General features: G+C 64.0%; 21 protein-coding genes and 1 pseudogene. 7 read left to right on the top strand and 15 right to left on the bottom strand.

Annotation, left to right across the window (positions count from 1 at the left end; genetic code table 11):
• Positions 1–162: 162 nt before the first annotated feature.
• Positions 163–381 (bottom strand): bacterioferritin-associated ferredoxin, encoded by a 219-nt coding sequence (locus tag B4I46_RS12750; RefSeq protein ID WP_043861976.1) that lies wholly within the window; start codon positions 379–381, stop codon positions 163–165.
• Positions 382–617: 236 nt separating this feature from the next.
• On the opposite strand from B4I46_RS12750, the gene B4I46_RS12745 reads away from it, so the two are divergent.
• Entirely contained in the window at positions 618–1,220 is a 603-nt protein-coding gene (locus B4I46_RS12745) for a peroxiredoxin (protein ID WP_043861975.1), read from the top strand.
• Between the two features lie 110 nt (positions 1,221–1,330).
• On the opposite strand, the gene rnt is transcribed toward B4I46_RS12745, so the two are convergent.
• Positions 1,331–1,942 carry a ribonuclease T gene (gene rnt / locus B4I46_RS12740; protein WP_173925077.1) on the bottom strand — a complete coding sequence of 204 codons (612 nt, stop codon included), beginning with the start codon at positions 1,940–1,942 and terminating at the stop codon, positions 1,331–1,333.
• Positions 1,943–1,995: 53 nt separating this feature from the next.
• Complete coding sequence (gene pyrC, locus B4I46_RS12735) at positions 1,996–3,042, bottom strand: dihydroorotase (RefSeq protein ID WP_043861973.1); 1,047 nt, start codon at positions 3,040–3,042, stop codon at positions 1,996–1,998.
• A 131-nt stretch (positions 3,043–3,173) separates the two neighbouring features.
• Here pyrC and B4I46_RS12730 point away from each other — a divergent pair, with 131 nt between their 5' ends.
• Together B4I46_RS12730 and B4I46_RS12725 are read left to right on the top strand one after the other, a co-directional pair.
• On the top strand, positions 3,174–4,142 hold the full coding sequence (locus B4I46_RS12730; RefSeq protein WP_043861972.1) for a flagellar protein MotY: 969 nt from the start codon (positions 3,174–3,176) through the stop codon (positions 4,140–4,142).
• A gap of 134 nt (positions 4,143–4,276) precedes the next feature.
• Positions 4,277–5,494 carry an argininosuccinate synthase gene (locus tag B4I46_RS12725; protein WP_043861971.1) on the top strand — a complete coding sequence of 406 codons (1,218 nt, stop codon included), beginning with the start codon at positions 4,277–4,279 and terminating at the stop codon, positions 5,492–5,494.
• A 51-nt stretch (positions 5,495–5,545) separates the two neighbouring features.
• Here B4I46_RS12725 and B4I46_RS12720 read toward each other — a convergent pair whose 3' ends face one another.
• Positions 5,546–6,073, bottom strand: a complete 528-nt coding sequence (locus B4I46_RS12720) for a hypothetical protein (protein ID WP_282361149.1) — start codon at positions 6,071–6,073, stop codon at positions 5,546–5,548.
• A gap of 467 nt (positions 6,074–6,540) precedes the next feature.
• Here B4I46_RS12720 and B4I46_RS12715 point away from each other — a divergent pair, with 467 nt between their 5' ends.
• Positions 6,541–7,167 carry a response regulator transcription factor gene (locus B4I46_RS12715; protein WP_043861969.1) on the top strand — a complete coding sequence of 209 codons (627 nt, stop codon included), beginning with the start codon at positions 6,541–6,543 and terminating at the stop codon, positions 7,165–7,167.
• Positions 7,168–7,242: 75 nt separating this feature from the next.
• On the opposite strand, the gene B4I46_RS12710 is transcribed toward B4I46_RS12715, so the two are convergent.
• The 8 genes and pseudogenes from B4I46_RS12710 to metG all read right to left on the bottom strand — a co-directional run bounded on the left by B4I46_RS12710 (position 7,243) and on the right by metG (position 13,813).
• Positions 7,243–7,422, bottom strand: coding sequence for a PA3496 family putative envelope integrity protein (locus tag B4I46_RS12710; RefSeq protein WP_043861968.1), 180 nt, complete (start codon positions 7,420–7,422; stop codon positions 7,243–7,245).
• 104 nt (positions 7,423–7,526) lie between these two features.
• The gene (gene nth / locus B4I46_RS12705) at positions 7,527–8,165 is read right to left on the bottom strand and encodes an endonuclease III (RefSeq protein ID WP_043861967.1); all 639 of its coding nucleotides are present in this window, start codon (positions 8,163–8,165) and stop codon (positions 7,527–7,529) included.
• 4 nt (positions 8,166–8,169) lie between these two features.
• Positions 8,170–8,691, bottom strand: a complete 522-nt coding sequence (locus B4I46_RS12700; RefSeq protein WP_236176556.1) for an Rnf-Nqr domain containing protein — start codon at positions 8,689–8,691, stop codon at positions 8,170–8,172.
• A complete protein-coding gene (locus B4I46_RS12695) occupies positions 8,684–9,298 on the bottom strand; it encodes an RnfABCDGE type electron transport complex subunit G (protein WP_286900495.1) in 615 nt (204 codons plus the stop codon). The genes B4I46_RS12700 and B4I46_RS12695 overlap by 8 nt, the downstream gene beginning before the upstream one ends.
• Complete coding sequence (locus B4I46_RS12690) at positions 9,295–10,278, bottom strand: RnfABCDGE type electron transport complex subunit D (RefSeq protein WP_286900492.1); 984 nt, start codon at positions 10,276–10,278, stop codon at positions 9,295–9,297. The genes B4I46_RS12695 and B4I46_RS12690 overlap by 4 nt, the downstream gene beginning before the upstream one ends.
• 16 nt (positions 10,279–10,294) lie before the next feature.
• Positions 10,295–11,110, bottom strand: a pseudogene (locus B4I46_RS12685) (RnfABCDGE type electron transport complex subunit B); the annotation flags it as partial.
• Positions 11,107–11,682 carry an Rnf-Nqr domain containing protein gene (locus B4I46_RS12680; RefSeq protein ID WP_286900489.1) on the bottom strand — a complete coding sequence of 192 codons (576 nt, stop codon included), beginning with the start codon at positions 11,680–11,682 and terminating at the stop codon, positions 11,107–11,109. The gene B4I46_RS12680 and the pseudogene B4I46_RS12685, both read right to left, overlap by 4 nt.
• A gap of 91 nt (positions 11,683–11,773) precedes the next feature.
• Entirely contained in the window at positions 11,774–13,813 is a 2,040-nt protein-coding gene (metG, locus tag B4I46_RS12675) for a methionine--tRNA ligase (RefSeq protein ID WP_043861961.1), read from the bottom strand.
• A gap of 151 nt (positions 13,814–13,964) precedes the next feature.
• On the opposite strand from metG, the gene apbC reads away from it, so the two are divergent.
• Positions 13,965–15,059 carry an iron-sulfur cluster carrier protein ApbC gene (gene apbC, locus B4I46_RS12670; RefSeq protein ID WP_058540969.1) on the top strand — a complete coding sequence of 365 codons (1,095 nt, stop codon included), beginning with the start codon at positions 13,965–13,967 and terminating at the stop codon, positions 15,057–15,059.
• A 180-nt stretch (positions 15,060–15,239) separates the two neighbouring features.
• On the opposite strand, the gene B4I46_RS12665 is transcribed toward apbC, so the two are convergent.
• On the bottom strand, positions 15,240–15,449 hold the full coding sequence (locus B4I46_RS12665) for a cold-shock protein (protein WP_008365925.1): 210 nt from the start codon (positions 15,447–15,449) through the stop codon (positions 15,240–15,242).
• Between the two features lie 350 nt (positions 15,450–15,799).
• On the opposite strand from B4I46_RS12665, the gene dcd reads away from it, so the two are divergent.
• Positions 15,800–16,366, top strand: a complete 567-nt coding sequence (dcd, locus tag B4I46_RS12660) for a dCTP deaminase (protein WP_028943496.1) — start codon at positions 15,800–15,802, stop codon at positions 16,364–16,366.
• 100 nt (positions 16,367–16,466) lie between these two features.
• Entirely contained in the window at positions 16,467–16,694 is a 228-nt protein-coding gene (locus B4I46_RS12655; RefSeq protein ID WP_286900476.1) for a hypothetical protein, read from the top strand.
• A 2-nt stretch (positions 16,695–16,696) separates the two neighbouring features.
• Here the strand turns inward: B4I46_RS12655 and pdeM are convergent, their stop codons facing one another.
• Positions 16,697–17,356, bottom strand: a complete 660-nt coding sequence (pdeM, locus tag B4I46_RS12650) for a ligase-associated DNA damage response endonuclease PdeM (RefSeq protein WP_123752796.1) — start codon at positions 17,354–17,356, stop codon at positions 16,697–16,699.
• Positions 17,357–19,816, bottom strand: a complete 2,460-nt coding sequence (locus B4I46_RS12645; protein ID WP_286900473.1) for a ligase-associated DNA damage response DEXH box helicase — start codon at positions 19,814–19,816, stop codon at positions 17,357–17,359.
• Positions 19,817–19,843: the final 27 nt, after the last annotated feature.

Genomic DNA, 19,843 nt, shown 5'->3' with positions numbered 1-19,843 from the left:
AGTCTGAGCCCGACAACTTCCAGTGTCAAACCTAAGTTATTGAATAATAAATGAAAATTAATCGGAATAAGAATGTTTGTGTTCCGCGTTTTAAGCCTAACTACTTGAATTGCAGGCATAAAAAAACCGGACACGAGGTCCGGTTCTTCAAATTCGCTGTTTTCAGGCTGCGGTAAATTCTACCGGATAAGGCAGGGCGGCCTGGCTGACCTGCAGTTTGGTCAGGGTTTCACGTACCACTTCCTTGGCCAGGCAGGCACATTTGCCGCACTGGGTGCCCACGTTGGTGGCGGCACGGACTTCCTTGTAGCTGCAGCATCCTTCGTAAATCGCATCGCGGATCTGTCCGTCGGTAACACCAACACAAAGACACACATACATAAGGGAGACCATCGCTGGTAAAGGCTTGATGTCGGGGAGCTTAATGCTAATGAGAATGCTTGTCAAAGTACCTTGTGCAGAGGCCCGTTCCAGAGCGACCGGCGGTCAGTCTGGCAGTGGGCTGGCATTCGCTCGGCGCACGGCGTCGGTCGGTGTATGATGGGCAGTTCTTGTGTCATGCCAGCGGACCTGCGGGTCGGCTGCGCAAACCATTCAATACCATCAGGAGATATCGAATGAGCGTGCTCGTAGGCAAAAACGCCCCGGACTTCACCGTACCTGCAGTACTGGGCAACGGCGAGATCGTCGACAGCTTCAACCTGGCTTCGGCTATCAAGGGCAAGTACGGCCTGGTGTTCTTCTACCCACTGGACTTCACCTTCGTCTGCCCGTCCGAGCTGATCGCCCTGGATCACCGCATGGACGACTTCAAGGCGCGCAACGTTGAAGTTATCGCCGTTTCGATCGACTCGCACTTCACCCACAACGCCTGGCGCAACACCCCGATCAACGCCGGCGGTATCGGCCCGGTCAAATACATCATGGCTGCCGACCTCAAGCACGAAATCGCCCAGGCCTACGACGTCGAGTCCGAAGGCGGCGTGGCCTTCCGTGGCGCGTTCCTGATCGACGACAAGGGTGTTGTCCGTTCGCAGATCGTCAACGACCTGCCGCTGGGCCGCAACATGGAAGAGCTGATCCGTCTGGTCGACGCGCTGCAATTCCACGAAGAGCACGGCGAAGTCTGCCCTGCCAACTGGAAAAAAGGCGACAAGGGCATGACCGCTTCGCCAGAAGGCGTTGCTGCCTACCTGAGCGAGAATGCTGGCAAGCTGTAAGCGCCACGCATGAAAAAACCGGCCCTGGTGGCCGGTTTTTTTATGCCTGTTCGCCAGCAAGGCCGGCTCCTGCGTCGCGTAGCGTCTGCAGGCGCCGGCCGGCGAAGCGGTCAGTCGCGAAAGTCCTGCCAGCCGCCCATTTCCTTCCAGCGATTGACGATGCCGCAGAACAGCTCGGCCGTCTTCTCGGTGTCGTAGCGCGCCGAGTGTGCCTCCCGCCCGTCAAAGTCGATGTCGGCACTCTGGCAGGCCCGCGCCAGCACGGTCTGACCATAGGCCAGGCCAGCCAGGGTGGCGGTGTCGAAGCTGGAGAACGGGTGGAAGGGGTTGCGCTTCATGTCGTGGCGCGCCACGGCCGCGTTGAGGAAGCCCAGGTCGAAACTGCTGTTGTGCCCCACCAGGATCGCGCGCTTGCAGCCATTGGCCTTGAGGGCCTTGCGCACGCCGCGGAAGATGTCGGTCAGCGCCGACTCTTCGCTGACCGCCATGCGCAGCGGGTGATCGAGCTTGATGCCGGTGAAGTCCAGGGCCGCCTGTTCGATATTGGCGCCCTCGAAGGGTTCGACGCGGAAGAAATAGGTGTGCTCCGGGAACAGGAAGCCCTTTTCGTCCATGCCGATGGTGACTGCGGCTATTTCCAGCAGTGCATCGGTGGCGCAGTTGAAACCACCGGTTTCAACATCCACCACCACCGGCAGGTAGCCGCGAAAGCGCTCTGCCATCGGATGGCGCGAACCGCCGCCTTGACCTTCCTGGTCGTCTTCGTAATCGTCGCTCACACAGTCTCCTCCAGCAGGCGCCAGCGCAGTTGCTCACCGGCGCGCAGCGGGATGACAGTCTGCTCGCCGAATGGCAGGCTGCCTGGGGCGGTCCAGCTTTCGCGGACCAGGGTAATGTGGTCGGTGTTCGCCGGCAGGCCGTAGAACGCCGGGCCATGCAGGCTGGCGAAACCTTCCAGCTTGTCCAGCGCGTTGCGCTGTTCGAACGCCTCGGCGTACAGCTCGATGGCGGCGAACGCGGTGTAGCAGCCGGCACAGCCGCAGGCGGCTTCCTTGGCATGCTGGGCGTGGGGCGCCGAATCGGTGCCGAGGAAGAACTTGCTGCTGCCGCTGGTGGCTGCGTCGAGCAGAGCCACCTGGTGGGTGTTGCGCTTGAGGATCGGCAGGCAGTAGAAGTGCGGGCGAATACCGCCCACCAGCATGTGGTTGCGGTTGTACAGCAGGTGCTGGGCGGTGATGGTCGCGCCGACGTTGGCCGGGGCCTCGTTGACGAACTGCACGGCTTCGGCAGTGGTGATGTGCTCGAACACCACTTTGAGCGTGGGGAAGCGCTCGACCACACGGCGCAGGTGCTCGTCGATGAACAGCTTCTCGCGATCGAACACGTCGATCTCGGGGCGGGTCACTTCGCCGTGCACCAGAAGTGGCATGCCCACCTCGGCCATGGCTTCGAGCACCGGGAAAATCTTGTCGACGCTGGTCACGCCGGAGTCCGAGTTGGTGGTCGCGCCGGCCGGGTACATCTTGGCGGCATGCACGAATCCGCTGGCCTTGGCCGCGCGAATGTCCTCGGGCTGGGTGCGGTCGGTGAGGTACAGCACCATCAGCGGTTCGAAGCGGCTGCCGGCAGGGCGGGCGGCCAGGATGCGCTGGCGATAGGCGTCGGCTTCGGCAGTGTTGCGTACCGGCGGTACCAGGTTGGGCATGATGATGGCGCGGGCAAAGGTGCGCGCCACGTCGCCGACGGTATGGGGCAATACAGCGCCATCGCGAAGATGGATGTGCCAGTCGTCGGGACGCAGGAGGGTCAGGCGGTCGGACATTGGGGATTCCAGGCGGTTCGAACTCCCGGTGAATGCTACCGGAAAAGCCCGATCCGAGCACTCGCTATCAAGTTTTGCGCAGGGCGTCCGATAGCTTGCAGGTATGCCGTAAGAAATTTGTGGAGCCGCCCGTGCGCCAGCGTTACCTAGCCCTGCTCAGTATGTTTGCCAGCCTGCCGGCCGTGGCACTCACCTTCCAGACTCGCGTGGAGAACGTCGAGTGGAAGGTCGAGGGCGATCAGTTCGAATGCCGGCTGATCCAGCCGATCGCCGATTTCGGCAGCGGCGAGTTCGTGCGCCGCGCGGGCGAGCAGGCCACCTTCCAGCTGCGCTCCACCAGCAATGTGCTGGGCGCCGGCTCCGCGACCCTGCTGGCCGCCGCCGCACCGTGGCAGCCCGGGCGTGGCGACATCAACCTGGGCGCGGTGCGCATGGCGCGCAGCGGCGTGCTGTTCAACAGCTCCCAGGGCCAGGCCAGCCGGCTCATCAATGGCCTGCTGGACGGGCGCAGCACCGTGGTGCGCAACTACACCGGCGAAGCCGGGCGCAGCATGGAAGTGCGCGTGCTGCCGGTGAAGTTCAACCGTGCCTACGGTGACTACCAGGCCTGTGCGGCCAAGCTGCTGCCGATGAACTATGACCAGGTGCGCCAGGCACGCGTGGGCTTTCCGGGGGGCGGTATCGATCTGGATGCCGATGCACGTGCCCGCCTGGACGTGATCATCGACTTCCTCAAGGCCGACCCCACGGTCAACCACATCGAGCTCGATGGCCACTCCGACAACAGCGGCAACCGCCTGACCAACCGTGACCTCTCGCGTCGCCGCGCCCTGGCGGTGCAGGACTACCTCAAGGCCCATGGCATCCCCGAAGAGCAGATCACCGTGCGCTTTCATGGCGAGCGCTATCCGCTGGCGGCCAATACCAATGCCGCCAATCGGGCACGCAACCGCCGGGTGAACATCCAGCTCGACCGCGTCACCCCGGTCGAGAAGCCCGCAGAGGTTGCCCCGCACAAGCCTGCCGAACCGGCAGCGACCCCGCCTGCGCCGGCACCCACGCAGACGCCGGCCGCCCAGGCAGGCAAACCCGCCGCCTGATTCGACGGTGCGACCGCCGGTCGCGCCGACGACAATTTCTGTCGCTTTGTCGTCACAAGCTGTCGCCCCACTGTAAATTCTGCGGTAAGGCCGGTAGAATCACCGGCTTTCCGTACAACCCGTGGAGTGATGGCATGGCGGACGTAAAAAAGGTCGTACTGGCGTATTCCGGCGGCCTTGATACTTCGGTGATTCTCAAGTGGCTGCAAGATACCTACAACTGTGAAGTGGTGACGTTCACCGCCGATCTGGGGCAGGGCGAGGAGGTCGAACCGGCCCGCGCCAAGGCTCAGGCCATGGGTGTCAAAGAGATCTACATCGATGACCTGCGAGAAGAATTCGTCCGCGATTTCGTGTTCCCGATGTTCCGCGCCAACACCGTCTACGAAGGCGAATACCTGCTGGGTACTTCCATCGCACGTCCGCTGATCGCCAAGCGTCTGATCGAGATCGCCAACGAAACCGGCGCCGACGCCATTTCCCATGGCGCCACCGGCAAGGGCAACGACCAGGTGCGTTTCGAGCTGGGTGCCTACGCGCTCAAGCCAGGCGTCAAGGTCATCGCCCCATGGCGCGAGTGGGACCTGCTCTCGCGCGAGAAGCTGATGGACTACGCCGAAAAGCACGGTATCCCGATCGAGCGTCACGGCAAGAAGAAGTCGCCGTACTCGATGGACGCCAACCTGCTGCACATCTCCTACGAGGGCGGCGTGCTGGAGGATACCTGGACCGAGCACGAAGAAGACATGTGGCGCTGGACCAAGTCGCCAGAAAACGCCCCTGACGTTCCGACCTACCTGGAACTGACCTACCGCAACGGCGACGTCGTGGCGCTGGACGGCGTCGAGATGACTCCGGCCACCGTCCTGGCCACCCTGAACCGCATCGGCGGCGAGAACGGCATCGGTCGCCTGGACATCGTCGAGAACCGCTATGTGGGCATGAAGTCCCGTGGCTGCTACGAAACCCCGGGCGGCACCATCATGCTGCGCGCGCACCGTGCGATCGAGTCCATCACCCTGGACCGCGAAGTGGCTCACCTCAAGGATGAGCTGATGGCCAAGTACGCCAGCCTGATCTACACCGGCTACTGGTGGAGCCCTGAGCGTCTGATGCTGCAACAGATGATCGATGCTTCGCAGTTGAACGTGAACGGTGTGGTTCGCCTGAAGCTGTACAAGGGCAACGTGATCGTCACCGGTCGCAAGTCTGACGATTCGCTGTTCGATGCCAACATCGCCACCTTCGAAGAAGACGGCGGCGCCTACAACCAGGCCGACGCGGCGGGCTTCATCAAGCTCAACGCACTGCGCCTGCGCATTGCCGCGAACAAGGGCCGCTCACTGGTGTGAGGGGCGCTTGAACGAAAGGAACCCGGCCTGAGGCCGGGTTTTTTTATGCCTTCATTGCGGTGGCTCGGCGCCCAGGGCATGGGTGGTCAGTGTGGTCTGCGTGCCGGTTTCAAGGTTGTGGATGACCAGCGTGCCCAGCCTGGGCTGTTGCGTGATGGCCTGAGTGACAAGGTATTCGATCAGCGATGTGCTGTGTGCACCGGAAATGACGATGGTCGAGATAGCGGGTGCCATGGCGTCGCAACCCAGGGGTGGGGCTTGTGTGGTCAATTGTGCAAAGGCAGAACGGGCAGGCGGCAGGTGACTTTCACGTTGTTCTGAAGTTGGCCAGTCTTTGGGTTCATCCGGAACTTCAGGCGTGTCCTCGTTGTACTCCGGGCAATACAGCGTCTTGCTGTTGAAGTTGAGCGTCAGGAAAAACAGGATTGTCAGAAAGGGTGGAAAGCCCACCAGAAACCACGTGTAGATACCCTGGCTGTCTTCGCCAAGAAAGGGCAGTGAGGCCAACGCAGAGGCTTCGATGATACCCGCGAAAATAGCAATGATCGTCAGTGGGCTTTTCGGTTCGACGTTGCTCATGTACGTGCCTGCTGCTCGGCGTGAGCGCTGTTTCGTGGGCGCAAGGGTCAGGGTTCGCATTGTTTTTGGAACCACTATGCGGCCTGGGTACTTCGGTGTTCAGGGGGTTATGGATCGTCCTCAGGAAATACTTCGGTGCAACTTCGACGCGATAAAACGCCGTGACAGGATTGATACCCGGGTTAGTCAAATATCACGGATATTTCCTGCGTGCGGGCGAGCGTTGTCATATGGAACGTGGCGAGAGTGCGGTGTTAGTGTTTGTTCGCAATGCATGCACGCCTCGAACGACGCAATGATTGTTTCTGCTTAACGCCTGCTATCAGGAAGTTTTGTAGGAATAATCTTCTATTTAGGTAGGTCTGGTCTTGTCGTGCAACTGTCAAGGAAGCTGCAATGCACTATGCCGGTTGACTAGGCTATTGTGCGGGCTCAAAAAATCGAACAGCGAAAATTGGATTTTGCCCATGAATAAAGTGCTGATCGTGGATGATCATCCGGTCATTCGCCTGGCTGTACGCATGCTGATGGAGCGGCATGGCTATGAAGTTGTCGCAGAGACTGACAACGGAGTGGACGCGCTGCAGCTGGTCAAGAAACACCTGCCCGATATCGTGATACTGGATATCGGCATGCCCAAGCTCGATGGGCTGGAGGTCATCGCAAGGTTGACCTCCAATGACGTGAACATAAAGGTACTGGTGCTGACCTCACAGGCACCTGGGCATTTTTCGATGCGGTGCATGCAGGCGGGCGCCGCGGGTTATGTCTGCAAGCAGCAGGACCTTACCGAGCTGCTCAGCGCCATCAAGGCGGTCCTCTCCGGTTACAGCTACTTCCCCAACCAGGCCCTGCACTCGGTGCGTTCGAACCTTGGCGGTTCCAGCGAAGCGGATATGGTCGAACGTCTGTCGGGGCGGGAGATGATGGTGCTGCAGCAACTGGCACGTGGCAAGACCAACAAGGAGATTGCCGACGGCATGTTTCTGAGCAACAAGACGGTGAGTACCTACAAGACGCGCCTGTTGCTCAAGCTCAATGCGCGCTCCCTGGTGGACCTTATCGAACTGGCCCAGCGTAACGGCCTGGTGTGAACCAGACCTTGCCAGGGCGACTGCCTGGCCCCTGCATGCGCTAGAGACGGCCCGCCCGCGACCTGAAGTGGGCCGTCAAAGATCGAAGTCGTAATCGGCCAACTGCTTTTGCAGGCGGCGTTCTTCCAGCATGTTGTCGATGGTGCGACGCTTGCTGAGGTTGGTCTTCGCCGTTTCGGGCGGGCTTTCCGTTTCCTGTTCGTCTGCCGTGTCCGGCTCGACGTCGATATCCAGCTCTTCGTTATCGGTGCTCATAAGTCACTCCATGCCAAGAGGGCTATTGGCGCACCTTATAGCGATATTTTCAGAGCCGGTAAAAAAGATTTTTTCAATCGTGCGCAACCGATTCAACTATTTGTTCAATCGTCGGAGGTTTTTTGCGGGTACTCGCAAAGGTCCTCGATACGGCAGCTTCCACAGCGTGGCTTGCGCGCCTGGCATACATAGCGCCCATGCAGTATCAGCCAGTGGTGCGCATCCAGCAGATAGTCCTTGGGCACAAACTTCATCAATGCCTTTTCCACCTCCAGCACCGTCTTGCCGGGGGCGATACGGGTGCGGTTGCTGACCCGGAAGATATGCGTGTCCACCGCCATGGTCGGCTGGCGAAATGCGGTGTTGAGCACCACGTTGGCCGTCTTTCTGCCCACCCCGGGCAACGCTTCGAGGGCTTCGCGGGTTTGCGGCACTTCGCCGCCGTGGCGCTCGATCAGCAGGCGACAGGTTTCGATGACGTTCTTGGCCTTGCTGTTGTACAGGCCGATGGTCTTGATGTAGCTGGACAACCCTTCAACGCCCAGGTCGTAGATGGCCTGGGGCGTGTTGGCCACCGGGTACAGGCGTGCAGTGGCCTTGTTGACCCCCACGTCGGTGGATTGCGCCGAGAGGATGACCGCGATCAGCAGTTCGAAGGGGGTGGTGTAGGCCAGCTCGGTCTTCGGGTCCGGATTGTCTTCGTGCAGCCTGCGAAAGATTTCCAGGCGTTTGGCAGCATTCATGGGCTCAGAGGCTTCCTTGACGGCTCGAGGGGGCCGGCTTGCGCCGCACCCGGTTGAAAATGGCCAGTAGCAGGCCCAGCAGGATCAGTGCGCCCGGGGTCAGTTGGGCCAGGCGCAGCCCGGCAGAGCCCAGCAGTTCGCGGCACAGGCCCAGCAGCAGGTGCACTGTACACAAGCCGATGACCACCAGCAGGCCTTGCGCGACGCCGCGATGGCGCTCGAAGCACTGTTCCAGCAGCACGCATTGCAGTGCGATCAGCGCCGGGTAGATGCCCAGTTGCGCGTGAACCTCCAGGGCCCAGGCGCGCAGGCTCAGCTCCAGGCAGGTCACCAGCATCGCCGCCAGCAGCACGCTGACCAGCGTGGTCTGCAGCCCTTGCAGCAGCGGGCGCAAGGGCGTCATGCACAACCGGTGCAGGCACAGGCTCAACAGGCTGAACAACGCCACCGCTGCGGCCTGGGCCAGGGTCTGGCTGGCGCCCAGCATCGGGGCCAGGCTGAGGATGAGCAGGCTGCGGCTATTCATGTTCACCGGTACCCAGCAGATAGAGGGAGTGTTCGTCGAAGTAGCGCAGGGCATCGTGCACCGCCTGGATCACTGCGCGGGAGGTCACGCTGGCGCCGGCCAGCTGGTCGAACTGGCCGGCATCGCGCTTGAGGGCCCAGGCCGGATCGGGGGTGTCCGCCAGCGTGCGGCCCTCGAACCCGCGTAGCCAGGTGTTGCCCGGTTCACTCAACTTGCCGCCAAGCCCTGGCGTTTCCTGGTGCTGCAGCACCCGGGTGGCCAGCAGGCGGCCGTGGCTGTCGATGGCGATCAGCAGGTCCAGTGGCCCCGCATAGCCCTGAACCCGGCTGTGCAGCACCACGGCGCTGGGCTGGCCGAGCAGGGTCGCGCGGTAGCCGGCCAGCAGGGTGCTATGGGCCAGGGTCGGTGCGGGCAGTGCGAGGGGGCGTTGCAGCGGCTGGTTGTCGTAGCGCTCTGCCGGCAGCACGCTCAGCAGGCTCCTGGCCTTGAGCTGCACTGCAGCCTGGCTGATACGCGCGGCGTTCAACTGCGCCCAGCCAATGGCGCAGCCGATGGCCAGGCACGCCACGGCCGCCACCAGCAGCACTGCACGCGCCCGGGGGGTCATGCCGGCTGCCCTTGGCGCCGCGCGGCCCAGCGTTCGAGCGCCGGCACGCACAGGTTCATCAGCAGCACGGCGAACGCGCTGCCGTCGGGGTAGCTACCCCAGGTACGGATTACATAGACCAGCACGCCCACCCCGGCGCCGAACAGCAGGCGTGCGCTGGCCGCCCTGGGGCCGCTGACCGGTTCGGTGACGATGAAGAACGCGACGAACAGGCTGGAGCCGGCCAGCAGGTGAAACAGCGGCGAGCCATTGGAGTCGGAGCCCGAGCCGTTCCAGCCCAGCAGGCTCATGAAGAACAGGCTGCCCAGCATGGCCACCGGGGCATGCCAGCTGAACACCTTGCGCTGCAGCAACAACAGGCCACCGGCCAGGAAGGCCAGGGCGACCCACTCGCTGCCCGCGCCGGCGAACCGGCCGAAGGCCGGGTGCTGGCCGAACAGTTCGTCGATGGTCAGGCTCTGGTTGTGGCGCACCACATCCAGCACCGTCGCCTGGGCCCAGGCGTCGGGTCGGACGGCCAAGCCGAACACCGCTTCGAGGCTGGTGCCCAGGTCCAGCGGTTGCGGTCCGGGCCACTGGGTCATCTGGGCCGGAAAGCTGACCAGGGCCACGGCATAGCCGAGCATGGCCGGGTTGAACGGATTCTTGCCAAGCCCGCCGTACACATGCTTGCCCAGGGCCAGGGCGCTTGCGCTGGCAATCACCGGCACCCACCAGGCGAGGTAGGCGGGCAGGGCGATGGCCAGCAGTGTGGCGCTGACCAGGGCGCTGCCATCGCCCAGTGCAGCACGTACCGGGCGGCGCTGGGCGCGCAGCAACACCGCTTCGGTCGCCAGCGCCGCGGTGGTGGTCAGCAGCAGGTTGAGCAGGGTGCCCCAACCGTGCAGCCAGGTCAGTGCCAGCAAGCCGGGCAGGCACGCCAGCAGCACCAGGCGCAGGCTGGCGCGCAGGCGTTCGCCCGGGTCAGGCGCGGGCAGCATCGCTTACCGCCAGCAGTGATTCCAGGTGAGCCTGGGCCTGTTGCTGCGCTTGCTGCAGCTCAGCCAGTTGCGCTTGCTGCGCCGGGCTTGGCGAGTCGCCAAAGGCTGTGCGCGCCTTGGTCAGCTGGGCGCGACTCATGGCCGCGGCAATCTTGGCCTTTTTCAGCGCCGCATCGGCGGCTGCAGCCTTTTGCGCCTGCACCCGCGCAATCGCGGCCTTGATCGGGTCGTCGGCCGGCACCGCAGCCGCCGCGTTCGGGGCGGGCCGCTGGCTGCGCGCGATGCGTTCGGCCTGCTTGCGCGCCTCTTCGCGTTGCAGGCGCTGGGCACGCTGCTCGAAGCGGTGGCGTGCATGGCTGCGCCGGGCGGCGCGGGCGAGCTGCTGTGGCCGGGTGTGAGCAAGGCCGCCGACGATCGGCACGATAGGGCTGTCGGCAGGCAGTGGCAGCAGGTCGATGCAGTCGACCGGGCAAGGCGCCACGCACAGGTCGCAGCCGGTGCATTCGGCGCTGATGACTGTGTGCATCAGCTTGGCGGCGCCGACGATGGCGTCCACCGGGCAGGCCTGGATGCATTTGGTGCAACCGATACATTCGGCCTCGTGAATGAAGGCGACCTGGGCGGGCGCACTGCCGCGGTCGGTATCCAGGGCAATCACCGGCACCTGCAGCAGTGCTGCCAGTGCGGCAATGGTCTCGCTGCCGCCGGGTGGGCACTTGTTGATCGCCTCGCCCGCCGCCAGCCCCTGGGCGTAAGGCTGGCAGCCGGCATGACCGCACTTGCCGCATTGGGTCTGGGGCAGCAGGGCGTCGATGCGTTGAATCAGGCTCATGAGGTGAACAGTCCGTTGAAACCGAGAAAGGCCAGGGCCATGATCCCTGCGCCGATCAGCTCGATGGGCAGGCCGCGCAAGGCCACGGGGGCCGCGTCGCTGCGTTGGCGCAGGTCGTCGAACAGGCACAGCGCCAGCCAGAAGCCCAGGCCGCTGCCCAGGCTCAGGGCCAGGGTGGCGAACGGGTCGAGCGTGGCATCGCTGGCTTGCAGGGCAAGGCCCAGGACGGCGGCATTGCCCAGCAGCAAGGGTTTGAGGCCGGTGAACGGCCAGTGTGGCAGTTGGCGTTGCAACCGGTTCAGCACCGGCGCTGCCAGCAGAACGCACAGCGGCAGGAACACGAACAGGCGCAGGTACTCCAGTTGCAGCGGGCGCAACCCGTAGCGGTAAAGCAACTGCCCCGTTACGACCGCCAGCACCATCAGCACCAGCGTCGCCAACCCCAGTGCGTGCACCCGGCGACGTGACGCCGGCTCGACGGGCTGCAGCAGCGGGTCGAGCGCGAGGGCCTGGTGCAACACGAGGTTGTTGACCAGCGCAGCGCTGATAAGGGTAAGGAGCAGTTCGGTCATGGGCGCGCCACAGGCAAGAGGCTGTGCGCCATTATCCGGCAATCACGGTGCAATGAGAACGCCCCGGCCGGTCAGGGTCGGGGCGTGGCACTTACTTGATGCGCTGACCCGGCTTGGCGCCGCTGTCAGGGCTGAGCAGGTAGATCTCCTCGCCGCCAGGGCCTGCGGCCATGACCATCCCCTCGCTTACGCCAAAGCGCATTTTGCGTGGCTTGAGGTTGGCGATCATCATGGTCAGACGACCTTCCAGCTTGCTCGGGTCCGGGTAGGCGGACTTGATGCCGGAGAACACGTTGCGCTGCTCGTCACCGATGTCCAGGGTCAGTCGCAGCAGCTTGTCGGCCCCTTCCACGGCTTCGGCCTTGAGAATCAGCGCTACCCGCAGGTCGACGGCGGCAAAGGTGTCGAAGTCGATCTCGGCCGACAGCGGGTCCTTGGTCAGCTCGCCGTTGCCGGTGACCACGCTGGTCTGGCTGGCGGCCAGGTCCTGCTTGGAAGCGTCGACCATGGCTTGCACCTTGACCGGGTCGATGCGGGTCATCAATGCCTTGAACGGGTTCAGCTGGTGGTTCTCGAGACGGCTCTGGTGGTCGTTCCAGGTCAGCGGCGCGACGTTCAGGAACGCCTCGGCATCGCTGGCCAGTTGCGGCAGCACCGGCTTGAGGAAGATCACCAGCTGGCGGAACAGGTTGATGCCCTGGGCGCACACGGCCTGCACTTCGTCCTGCTTGCCTTCCTGCTTGGCCAGCGACCACGGGGCCTTGTCGGCGATCCAGGCGTTGGCGCGGTCGGCCAGGCCCATGATTTCGCGCATCGCACGGGCGAAGTCGCGGCCTTCGTAGGCGTCGGCGATACCCGGTGCCGCAGCCAGGAAGGCCTCGGTCAGCTCCGGTGCGGCGTCGCCGGCCACCATCACGCCGCCGTTGCCCTTGTGGATGAACCCTGCGCAGCGGCTGGCGATGTTGACCACCTTGCCGATCAGGTCCGAGTTGACCTTCTGCACGAAGTCTTCCAGGTTCAGGTCCAGGTCATCCACGCCACGGCCCAGCTTGGCCGCGTAGTAGTAGCGCAGGTATTCCGGCGACAGGTGGTCGAGGTAGGTGCGCGCCTTGATGAAGGTGCCACGGGACTTGGACATCTTCTGGCCGTTGACCGTCAGGTAGCCGTGCACGTTGATTGCGGTCGGCTTGCGGTAGCCGGCGCCTTCGAGCATGGCAGGCCAGAACAGCGCGTGGAAGTTGACGATGTCCTTGCCGATGAAGTGGTACAGCTCGGCGCTGGAGTCTTTTTTCCAGTAGGCGTCGAAGTCCAGTTCCGGCGTGCGGTCGCACAGGTTCTTGAAGCTGGCCATGTAGCCGATCGGCGCGTCCAGCCACACATAGAAGTACTTGCCCGGCTCGCCCGGGATCTCGAAGCCGAAGTACGGCGCATCACGGGAGATGTCCCATTCCTGCAGGCCGGAATCCAGCCATTCGGCCAACTTGTTGGCCACGGCGTCCTGCAGTGTGCCGCTGCGGGTCCACTGCTGCAGCATGGCCTGGAAGTCGGGCAGCTTGAAGAAGAAGTGCTGGGAGTCCCTGAGCACCGGGGTGGCGCCGGAGATGGCCGACTTGGGGTTCTTCAGTTCGGTCGGCGCGTAGGTGGCGCCGCATTTTTCGCAGTTGTCGCCATACTGGTCGTCGGCCGCGCATTTGGGGCAGGTGCCCTTGATGAAGCGGTCGGCCAGGAACATCTGCTTGTCGGGGTCGAAATACTGGGTGACCGAGCGCGTGGCGATATGCCCGGCGTCACGCAGTTTCAGGTAGATCTGGCTCGACAGCTCGCGGTTTTCGTCGGCGTGGGTCGAATGGTAGTTGTCGAACTCCACCAGAAAGTCGGCAAAGTCGCCGCAGTGCTCGGCCTGCACGTTCGCGATTAGTTGCTCGGGGGTAATGCCTTCTTTCTCGGCGCGCAGCATGATCGCCGAACCGTGCGCGTCGTCGGCGCACACGTAGGTGCACTGGTTGCCGCGGTACTTCTGGAAGCGCACCCACATGTCTGTCTGAACGTACTCGAGCATGTGGCCAAGGTGGATCGACCCGTTGGCATAGGGCAGGGCGCTGGTGACGAGAATCTGGCGTGGCTCGGACATGGGGGCTCGGCTACTTTCGGCTACAGGGTATGAACGGTGATCGGCCACTATAAAACGATGGGAAATATATTTCACCCCATGGACGTATCTGCCGTTGTTTCACGGGTTAGCATAGCGACCTGTTTCATTCAGTCTTTTATCGGGAGTCTCCATGAGCGCCGTCACTCGCGCAGCGGTTGAAACCGTCCTTCGCCAATACACCGACCCTTACCTGAACCAGGACCCGGTCAGCGCCGGGTGTGTGCGCAGCATCGATATCCAGGGCGACCGGGTCAGCGTGGCCCTGGAGCTGGGCTATGCCGCCGGCCTGTTCAAGAACGGCTGGGCCCAGGTGCTGCAGACCGCCGTCGAGGGGATCGAGGGCGTGGCCTCGGCACAGGTCGAGATCACCTGTGTGATCGCCGCGCACAAGGCCCAGGCGCAGATTCCGGGCCTGGCCAACGTCAAGAACATCGTGGCCGTGGCCTCGGGCAAGGGCGGTGTGGGCAAGTCCACCACCGCCGCCAACCTGGCCCTGGCCCTGGCCCGTGAAGGGGCGCGGGTGGGTATCCTGGATGCCGACATCTATGGCCCCAGCCAGGGCGTGATGTTCGGTATCGCCGAAGGGACCCGGCCGCAGATCCGCGACCAGAAGTGGTTCGTGCCGTTGCGTGCGCATGGCGTGGAAGTCATGTCGATGGCGTTTCTCACCGACGACAACACGCCGATGGTATGGCGTGGCCCGATGGTCTCCGGTGCGTTGCTGCAACTGGTGACCCAGACCGCCTGGGACAACCTCGACTACCTGGTGATCGACATGCCGCCGGGCACCGGCGACATCCAGCTGACCCTGGCGCAGAAGGTGCCGGTGGCCGGTTCGGTGATCGTGACCACGCCGCAGGACCTTGCGCTGCTGGACGCGAAAAAGGGGGTGGAGATGTTCCGCAAGGTGAATATCCCGGTGCTGGGGGTGGTCGAGAACATGGCCGTGCATATCTGCTCGAACTGCGGGCATGCCGAGCACCTGTTCGGTGAAGGTGGTGGCGAGAAGCTGGCGGCGCAGTACGGTGTGGAGCTGCTGGCTTCGCTGCCCCTGTCGATGCTGATTCGCGAGCAGGCCGACAGCGGCAAGCCGACCGCGATTGCCGAGCCTGAAAGCCAGATTGCCATGGTGTACCAGGAACTGGCACGGCAGGTGGGGGCGCGTATCGTGCTGCAGGAAGCGGCGGCGCCGGCGATGCCCAATATCACCATCAGCGAAGACTGAGTCGATACCCTCGCCTGTGTAGGAGCCGGCGTTGCCGGCGAAGGGCCCACTGCATCACCAGGCAGGTACTGCGGTGTTGCCTTCGCCGGCAACGCCGACTCCTACGGGCAGGCCCACCGGCAAGGCAAAAAAAAGCCCCGCCGGTGAGGGCAGGGCTTTTTTCAAGCAGTGAAGCGCAAGTTAGATAACTTGTACTTCTTCAGCTTGCATGCCTTTCTGGCCGCGGGTAGCGACGAAAGAGACCTGCTGGCCTTCTTTCAGGCTTTTGAAGCCGTCAGCTTGAATGGCTTTGAAGTGTACGAACAGGTCGTCACCGGATTGTGGGGTGATGAAGCCGAAGCCTTTTTCATCGTTGAACCACTTAACGGTACCGGTTTGGCGATTGGACATGGTCTGTCTCCTTGGACAAAGTTAATTACGGCTCAGGAAACGCCCTGGCCGAGACTGAGTGCAAAGAGGCAGAAAATTCATGAAGATGGGTTGATCGAGATCTTGCATCAGGTAGAGATTCTCAGTGACACGTGCAGCACAGTGGCGTCACCATAACCCTTTTTCCAGAACGTGCCAATGGTCTTGTTCAGCTTTCGTGCAATTCAAGACTGACGGCGCCGCGATACCCCGCGCAGGCCCCGTATGACGCGGATCTTGCCGCCAACACCGCACGGAACTTTGAACCCGGCGCCGGGCCCGGTAAGATGCCCCACAGAATTTCTTCACCACGCTATTTCAGGACACCCGCCATGAGCATCAAATCGGACAAGTGGATTCGCCGCATGGCGCAGGAACACGGCATGATCGAGCCCTTCGTCGAGCGTCAGGTACGCGGCGAAAGCGACAACCGGCTGATCTCCTTCGGCGTCTCCAGCTACGGCTACGACGTGCGCTGCGCCGACGAGTTCAAGGTGTTCACCAACATCAATTCGGCCACCGTCGATCCGAAAAACTTCGACGCCGGCAGCTTCGTCGACGTCAAGAGCGACGTGTGCATCATCCCGCCCAACTCCTTCGCCCTGGCGCGCACCGTCGAGTACTTCCGCATCCCGCGCAACGTGCTGACCATCTGCCTGGGCAAGAGCACCTATGCCCGTTGCGGCATCATCGTCAACGTCACCCCGCTCGAGCCGGAGTGGGAAGGCCACGTGACCCTGGAGTTCTCCAACACCACCACCCTGCCGGCCAAGATCTACGCCAACGAAGGCGTGGCGCAGATGCTGTTCCTGGAGTCCGACGAAGAGTGCGAAGTGTCCTATAAGGACCGCGGCGGCAAGTACCAGGGCCAGCGCGGTGTGACCCTGCCGCGCACCTGAGCCGACGAAGCGAGGGAATTACTCGCCGGCAAGGCACTCCAAGCAGATGAACCGTCCCGGCACGCCAGGAGGCGTGTCGGACTTCGCTCAGGAGCCGCCTATGAAACTCGACCCCTCAATCAGCGCCAAACTTGCCGTGCTGCAGCCCAATCAGATCGGGCTGGTGGCCTGGTCATTGCTCGCGCAGCCGCCACTGATGCAGGCCGGTGGCGTCCCCGGCCAGCCTGACCCGGACACCCCGTCGCCGCCGCAGCCAGGCGATAACCCGCCGATGGAACCGGGTGAACCCACACTCCCTGATGAACCGCCACCGGCACCGGTTGCCTGAGCCTAGGGCTTGACCGGCCATACCTGCGCGTCTGCCGTCAGGTACACGCGCTCACCCGGCTGAGGCTGCACTGCCCAGCCGCCGGTGAAGTCCCCGAAGGCCGGCAGCAGGCCGAGCCGTTCGCCGATCACGAAGCAGGGCAGGCGCAGGCGTTGCCGCGCGCGCCCCCGCAGCACATACACCGGATGTACGTGGCCGGCCAGCACCAGGTGCGTGGCATGGGGCTCAGGCTCGTGCTGCAAGGCGAACGGCCCCAGCAGCAGCGGGCCGTCAAGCACATCGATGCGCAGCCCCTCGGGCGGGTCGCCGGCATGCAGGTCGTGGTTGCCGCGTATCAGCGTGATCTTCAGCCGGGCGTGCCGTTCCCGCCATTGCCGCACGCGTTCCAGCGTGGCCGCGGCGCGGCCGGTGCGTGCGTGCAGAAAGTCGCCCAGCACGATCAGCTCTTCGCATGGGTAGCTGGTCAGCAGCCGGTCCAGGCGTTGCAGGGTCGATTGCGTGGTGCCGCGGGGCACGGGCAGGTGCTGGGCGCGAAATGCCGCCGCCTTGCCGATATGCACATCGGCCACCAGCATCACCCTGCGCGCCGGCCAGTACAGCGCCTTGTCCCCCAGCAGCCAGAGCTGCTCGCCGTGTACGTCGATGTTCAGGCAGTGACTCATTCAGCGCTCCCGGCTCGCGGCCTTTTCCAGGTCGGCGACCATGCGGGCGATGCGGTCGGCGAGCTTTTCCGTGCTCAGGGTTTCGCGCATGCCTTCCACCAGCAGCGGAAAGGCCAGCGGGCCCGGGCGCGCAAGCGGCTGCAGATGCAGGCGCAAACCGCCCAGCCGGCTCAGTACCTGCGCCAGGCGGTCGATCTCAAGCTCTGCGTTCAGCACCTCGTCACGGGCCTGGCCCAGCAGCAGGTTGCCCGCGTCGTGCTGGCGGAACACCTCGAAGAACAGGCCGCTGGACGCCTGGATCTGCCGGGTGCTCTTGTGCGAGCCGGGATAGCCGCCGAACACCAGCCCGGAGATCTGCGCAATTTCGCGAAAACGTCGCATGGCCATTTCGCCGGCATTCAGGCTGGCCAGCACGTCCTCGAGCAGTTCATCGGGGCTCAGCAGGTCCGGCAGCATGGCCGCCCACGGCACTTCGCCAGGGCACAGCAGTTCCAGGCCATAGTCGTTCACCGCAATCGAGAAACTCGCCGGCTGGCTGCGGCTGTAGCGCCACGCCAGCAGGCTGGCCAGCCCAAGGTGGGTGGTGCGCCCGGCAAATGGATAGAGAAACAGATGGCAGCCCTGACGCGAGGTCCAGGTCTCGGCCAGCAGCATGTCGTGGGTGGGGATCACCGACCAGCGCCGCTGCAGCTCCAGCAATGGCTTGACCGCCTGCATGGCCGGCCCGTGGTAGCGACCGTGCGCGGCGCTGTCGAGCTGCTCGACCACGGCCCTTGCCAGCTCGCTGGAAAGCGGCATGCGCCCGCCGTTCCAGCGTGGCACGGCAGGTTTGCGCGCGGTGCTGCGACGCACATAGGCGGTCATGTTGTCGATGCGCACCAGCTCCAGCGTGCGCCCGGCGAACAGGAAGGCATCGCCCGGGCGCAGGCGGGCAACGAAGGCTTCCTCGACACTGCCCAGGTTGCGCCCGCCGCCTCCCTTGCTCCAGAACTTCAGCTGGATGCTCGCATCGCTGACGATGGTGCCGATGCCCATGCGGTGGCGGCGCGCCAGGCGTGCGTTGGCCACCCGCCATACCCCGTCCGGCGCTTCGATGACCCGGTGATAGTCAGGGTAGGCGCCCAGCGAGGCACCGCCGTTGCGCACGAATTCCAGCGCCCATTGCCACTGTTCGTCGCGCAGGTGCCGATAGGCCCAGGTGCTGCGCACTTCCTCGAGCAGTTGCGCGGGGCGAAACCCGGCCCCCAGGGCCATGCTCACCAGGTGCTGCACCAGCACATCCATGCACAGCGCCGGAGAGCGCCTTGCCTCTATCTGGCGTGCTGCCACGGCCTCGCGGGCGGCGGCGGCCTCCACCAGCTCCAGGCTGTGGGTCGGTACCAGGGTCACCCGCGAAGGGCGGCCCGGCGCGTGCCCCGAGCGTCCGGCGCGCTGCATCAGACGCGCCACGCCCTTGGCCGAGCCGATCTGCAACACCCGTTCGACGGGCAGAAAATCCACCCCCAGGTCTAGGCTTGAGGTACATACCACTGCCTTGAGCTGGCCCTGTTTCAGGCTCTGCTCGACCCAGTTGCGGGTTTCGCGGGCCAGCGAGGCGTGATGCAGGGCAATGATGCCGGCCCAGTCGGGGCGCGCCTCCAGCAGCGCCTGATACCACAGCTCGGCCTGGGCGCGGGTGTTGGTGAACACCAGGCAACTGCTGCTGCGCGCGACCTCATCGCGCACCTGCGCGAGCATCTTGAGCCCCATGTGCCCGGCCCAGGGGAAGCGCTCGATGGCTTCTGGCAGCAGGGTATCGACCTCGATGCGCTTGTCCTGGCGGCCTTGCACCAGGCAACCGCCCTCGGGCAGCAGCACGTCGCGGGCATGCTCCAGGTTACCCAGGGTGGCCGAGATGCCCCATACGATCAGGCCCGGGTGCCAGCGGCGCAGGCGCGCCAGGGCCAGTTGCAGTTGTACACCGCGCTTGTTGCCGAGCAGCTCGTGCCATTCGTCCACCACCACCAGGCGCAGGCTGGCGAACTCGCTCTGCGCCGCATCGCGGGTCAGCAGCAGGGTCAGGCTTTCGGGGGTGGTGATCAGGGCACTGGGCAGGCGCCGGCTCTGGCGGGCACGCTCGGCGCTGGAGGTGTCGCCGCTGCGCACGCCCTGGCTCCAGTGAATCTGCAACGCGTCCAGTGGCGCCTGCAAGGCCCGCGCGGTATCGGCGGCCAGGGCGCGCATGGGGGTGATCCACAGCACTTGCAGCGGTGCCGGGTGCTTGGCGCGTGGCGTGTCCTGGGCATGGAGGTGTTGCAGCGCGGCCAGCCACAGGGCATAGGTTTTGCCGGCGCCGGTGCTGGCATGCAGCAACCCGGATTCGCCGCGGGCGACGGCGGCCCACACGCGCTTCTGAAAGGCGAAGGGCTTCCAGCCACGGGTGGCAAACCAGGGGCCAGCAAGGTCGGACGGTTTACGCATGCCGGGGCCGCTTGTGGGCAGTGGGTG

It is taken from the genome of Pseudomonas sp. UBA7500, from assembly GCF_002478435.1.
Classification (GTDB): Bacteria; Pseudomonadota; Gammaproteobacteria; order Pseudomonadales; family Pseudomonadaceae; genus Aquipseudomonas; species Aquipseudomonas palmensis.
The sequence above is the reverse complement of the archived record's forward strand: the minus strand, read 5'-3'. Positions and strand labels throughout refer to the sequence as shown.

What these genes read in the sequence shown, in the direction of transcription:
- nth (WP_043861967.1), bottom strand. Translation starts at nt 8,165, where the DNA reads ATGAATGCTGCCAAACGCCTGGAAATCTTTCGCAGGCTGCACGAAGAC.
- B4I46_RS12695 (WP_286900495.1), bottom strand. Translation starts at nt 9,298, where the DNA reads ATGACCCCCCGGGCGCGTGCAGTGCTGCTGGTGGCGGCCGTGGCGTGC.
- B4I46_RS12745 (WP_043861975.1), top strand. Translation starts at nt 618, where the DNA reads ATGAGCGTGCTCGTAGGCAAAAACGCCCCGGACTTCACCGTACCTGCA.
- B4I46_RS12720 (WP_282361149.1), bottom strand. Translation starts at nt 6,073, where the DNA reads ATGAGCAACGTCGAACCGAAAAGCCCACTGACGATCATTGCTATTTTC.
- B4I46_RS12725 (WP_043861971.1), top strand. Translation starts at nt 4,277, where the DNA reads ATGGCGGACGTAAAAAAGGTCGTACTGGCGTATTCCGGCGGCCTTGAT.
- metG (WP_043861961.1), bottom strand. Translation starts at nt 13,813, where the DNA reads ATGTCCGAGCCACGCCAGATTCTCGTCACCAGCGCCCTGCCCTATGCC.
- B4I46_RS12710 (WP_043861968.1), bottom strand. Translation starts at nt 7,422, where the DNA reads ATGAGCACCGATAACGAAGAGCTGGATATCGACGTCGAGCCGGACACG.
- pyrC (WP_043861973.1), bottom strand. Translation starts at nt 3,042, where the DNA reads ATGTCCGACCGCCTGACCCTCCTGCGTCCCGACGACTGGCACATCCAT.
- rnt (WP_173925077.1), bottom strand. Translation starts at nt 1,942, where the DNA reads ATGGCAGAGCGCTTTCGCGGCTACCTGCCGGTGGTGGTGGATGTTGAA.
- apbC (WP_058540969.1), top strand. Translation starts at nt 13,965, where the DNA reads ATGAGCGCCGTCACTCGCGCAGCGGTTGAAACCGTCCTTCGCCAATAC.
- B4I46_RS12750 (WP_043861976.1), bottom strand. Translation starts at nt 381, where the DNA reads ATGTATGTGTGTCTTTGTGTTGGTGTTACCGACGGACAGATCCGCGAT.
- B4I46_RS12715 (WP_043861969.1), top strand. Translation starts at nt 6,541, where the DNA reads ATGAATAAAGTGCTGATCGTGGATGATCATCCGGTCATTCGCCTGGCT.
- B4I46_RS12680 (WP_286900489.1), bottom strand. Translation starts at nt 11,682, where the DNA reads ATGACCGAACTGCTCCTTACCCTTATCAGCGCTGCGCTGGTCAACAAC.
- B4I46_RS12655 (WP_286900476.1), top strand. Translation starts at nt 16,467, where the DNA reads ATGAAACTCGACCCCTCAATCAGCGCCAAACTTGCCGTGCTGCAGCCC.
- B4I46_RS12645 (WP_286900473.1), bottom strand. Translation starts at nt 19,816, where the DNA reads ATGCGTAAACCGTCCGACCTTGCTGGCCCCTGGTTTGCCACCCGTGGC.
- pdeM (WP_123752796.1), bottom strand. Translation starts at nt 17,356, where the DNA reads ATGAGTCACTGCCTGAACATCGACGTACACGGCGAGCAGCTCTGGCTG.
- B4I46_RS12700 (WP_236176556.1), bottom strand. Translation starts at nt 8,691, where the DNA reads ATGAATAGCCGCAGCCTGCTCATCCTCAGCCTGGCCCCGATGCTGGGC.
- B4I46_RS12665 (WP_008365925.1), bottom strand. Translation starts at nt 15,449, where the DNA reads ATGTCCAATCGCCAAACCGGTACCGTTAAGTGGTTCAACGATGAAAAA.
- B4I46_RS12690 (WP_286900492.1), bottom strand. Translation starts at nt 10,278, where the DNA reads ATGCTGCCCGCGCCTGACCCGGGCGAACGCCTGCGCGCCAGCCTGCGC.
- dcd (WP_028943496.1), top strand. Translation starts at nt 15,800, where the DNA reads ATGAGCATCAAATCGGACAAGTGGATTCGCCGCATGGCGCAGGAACAC.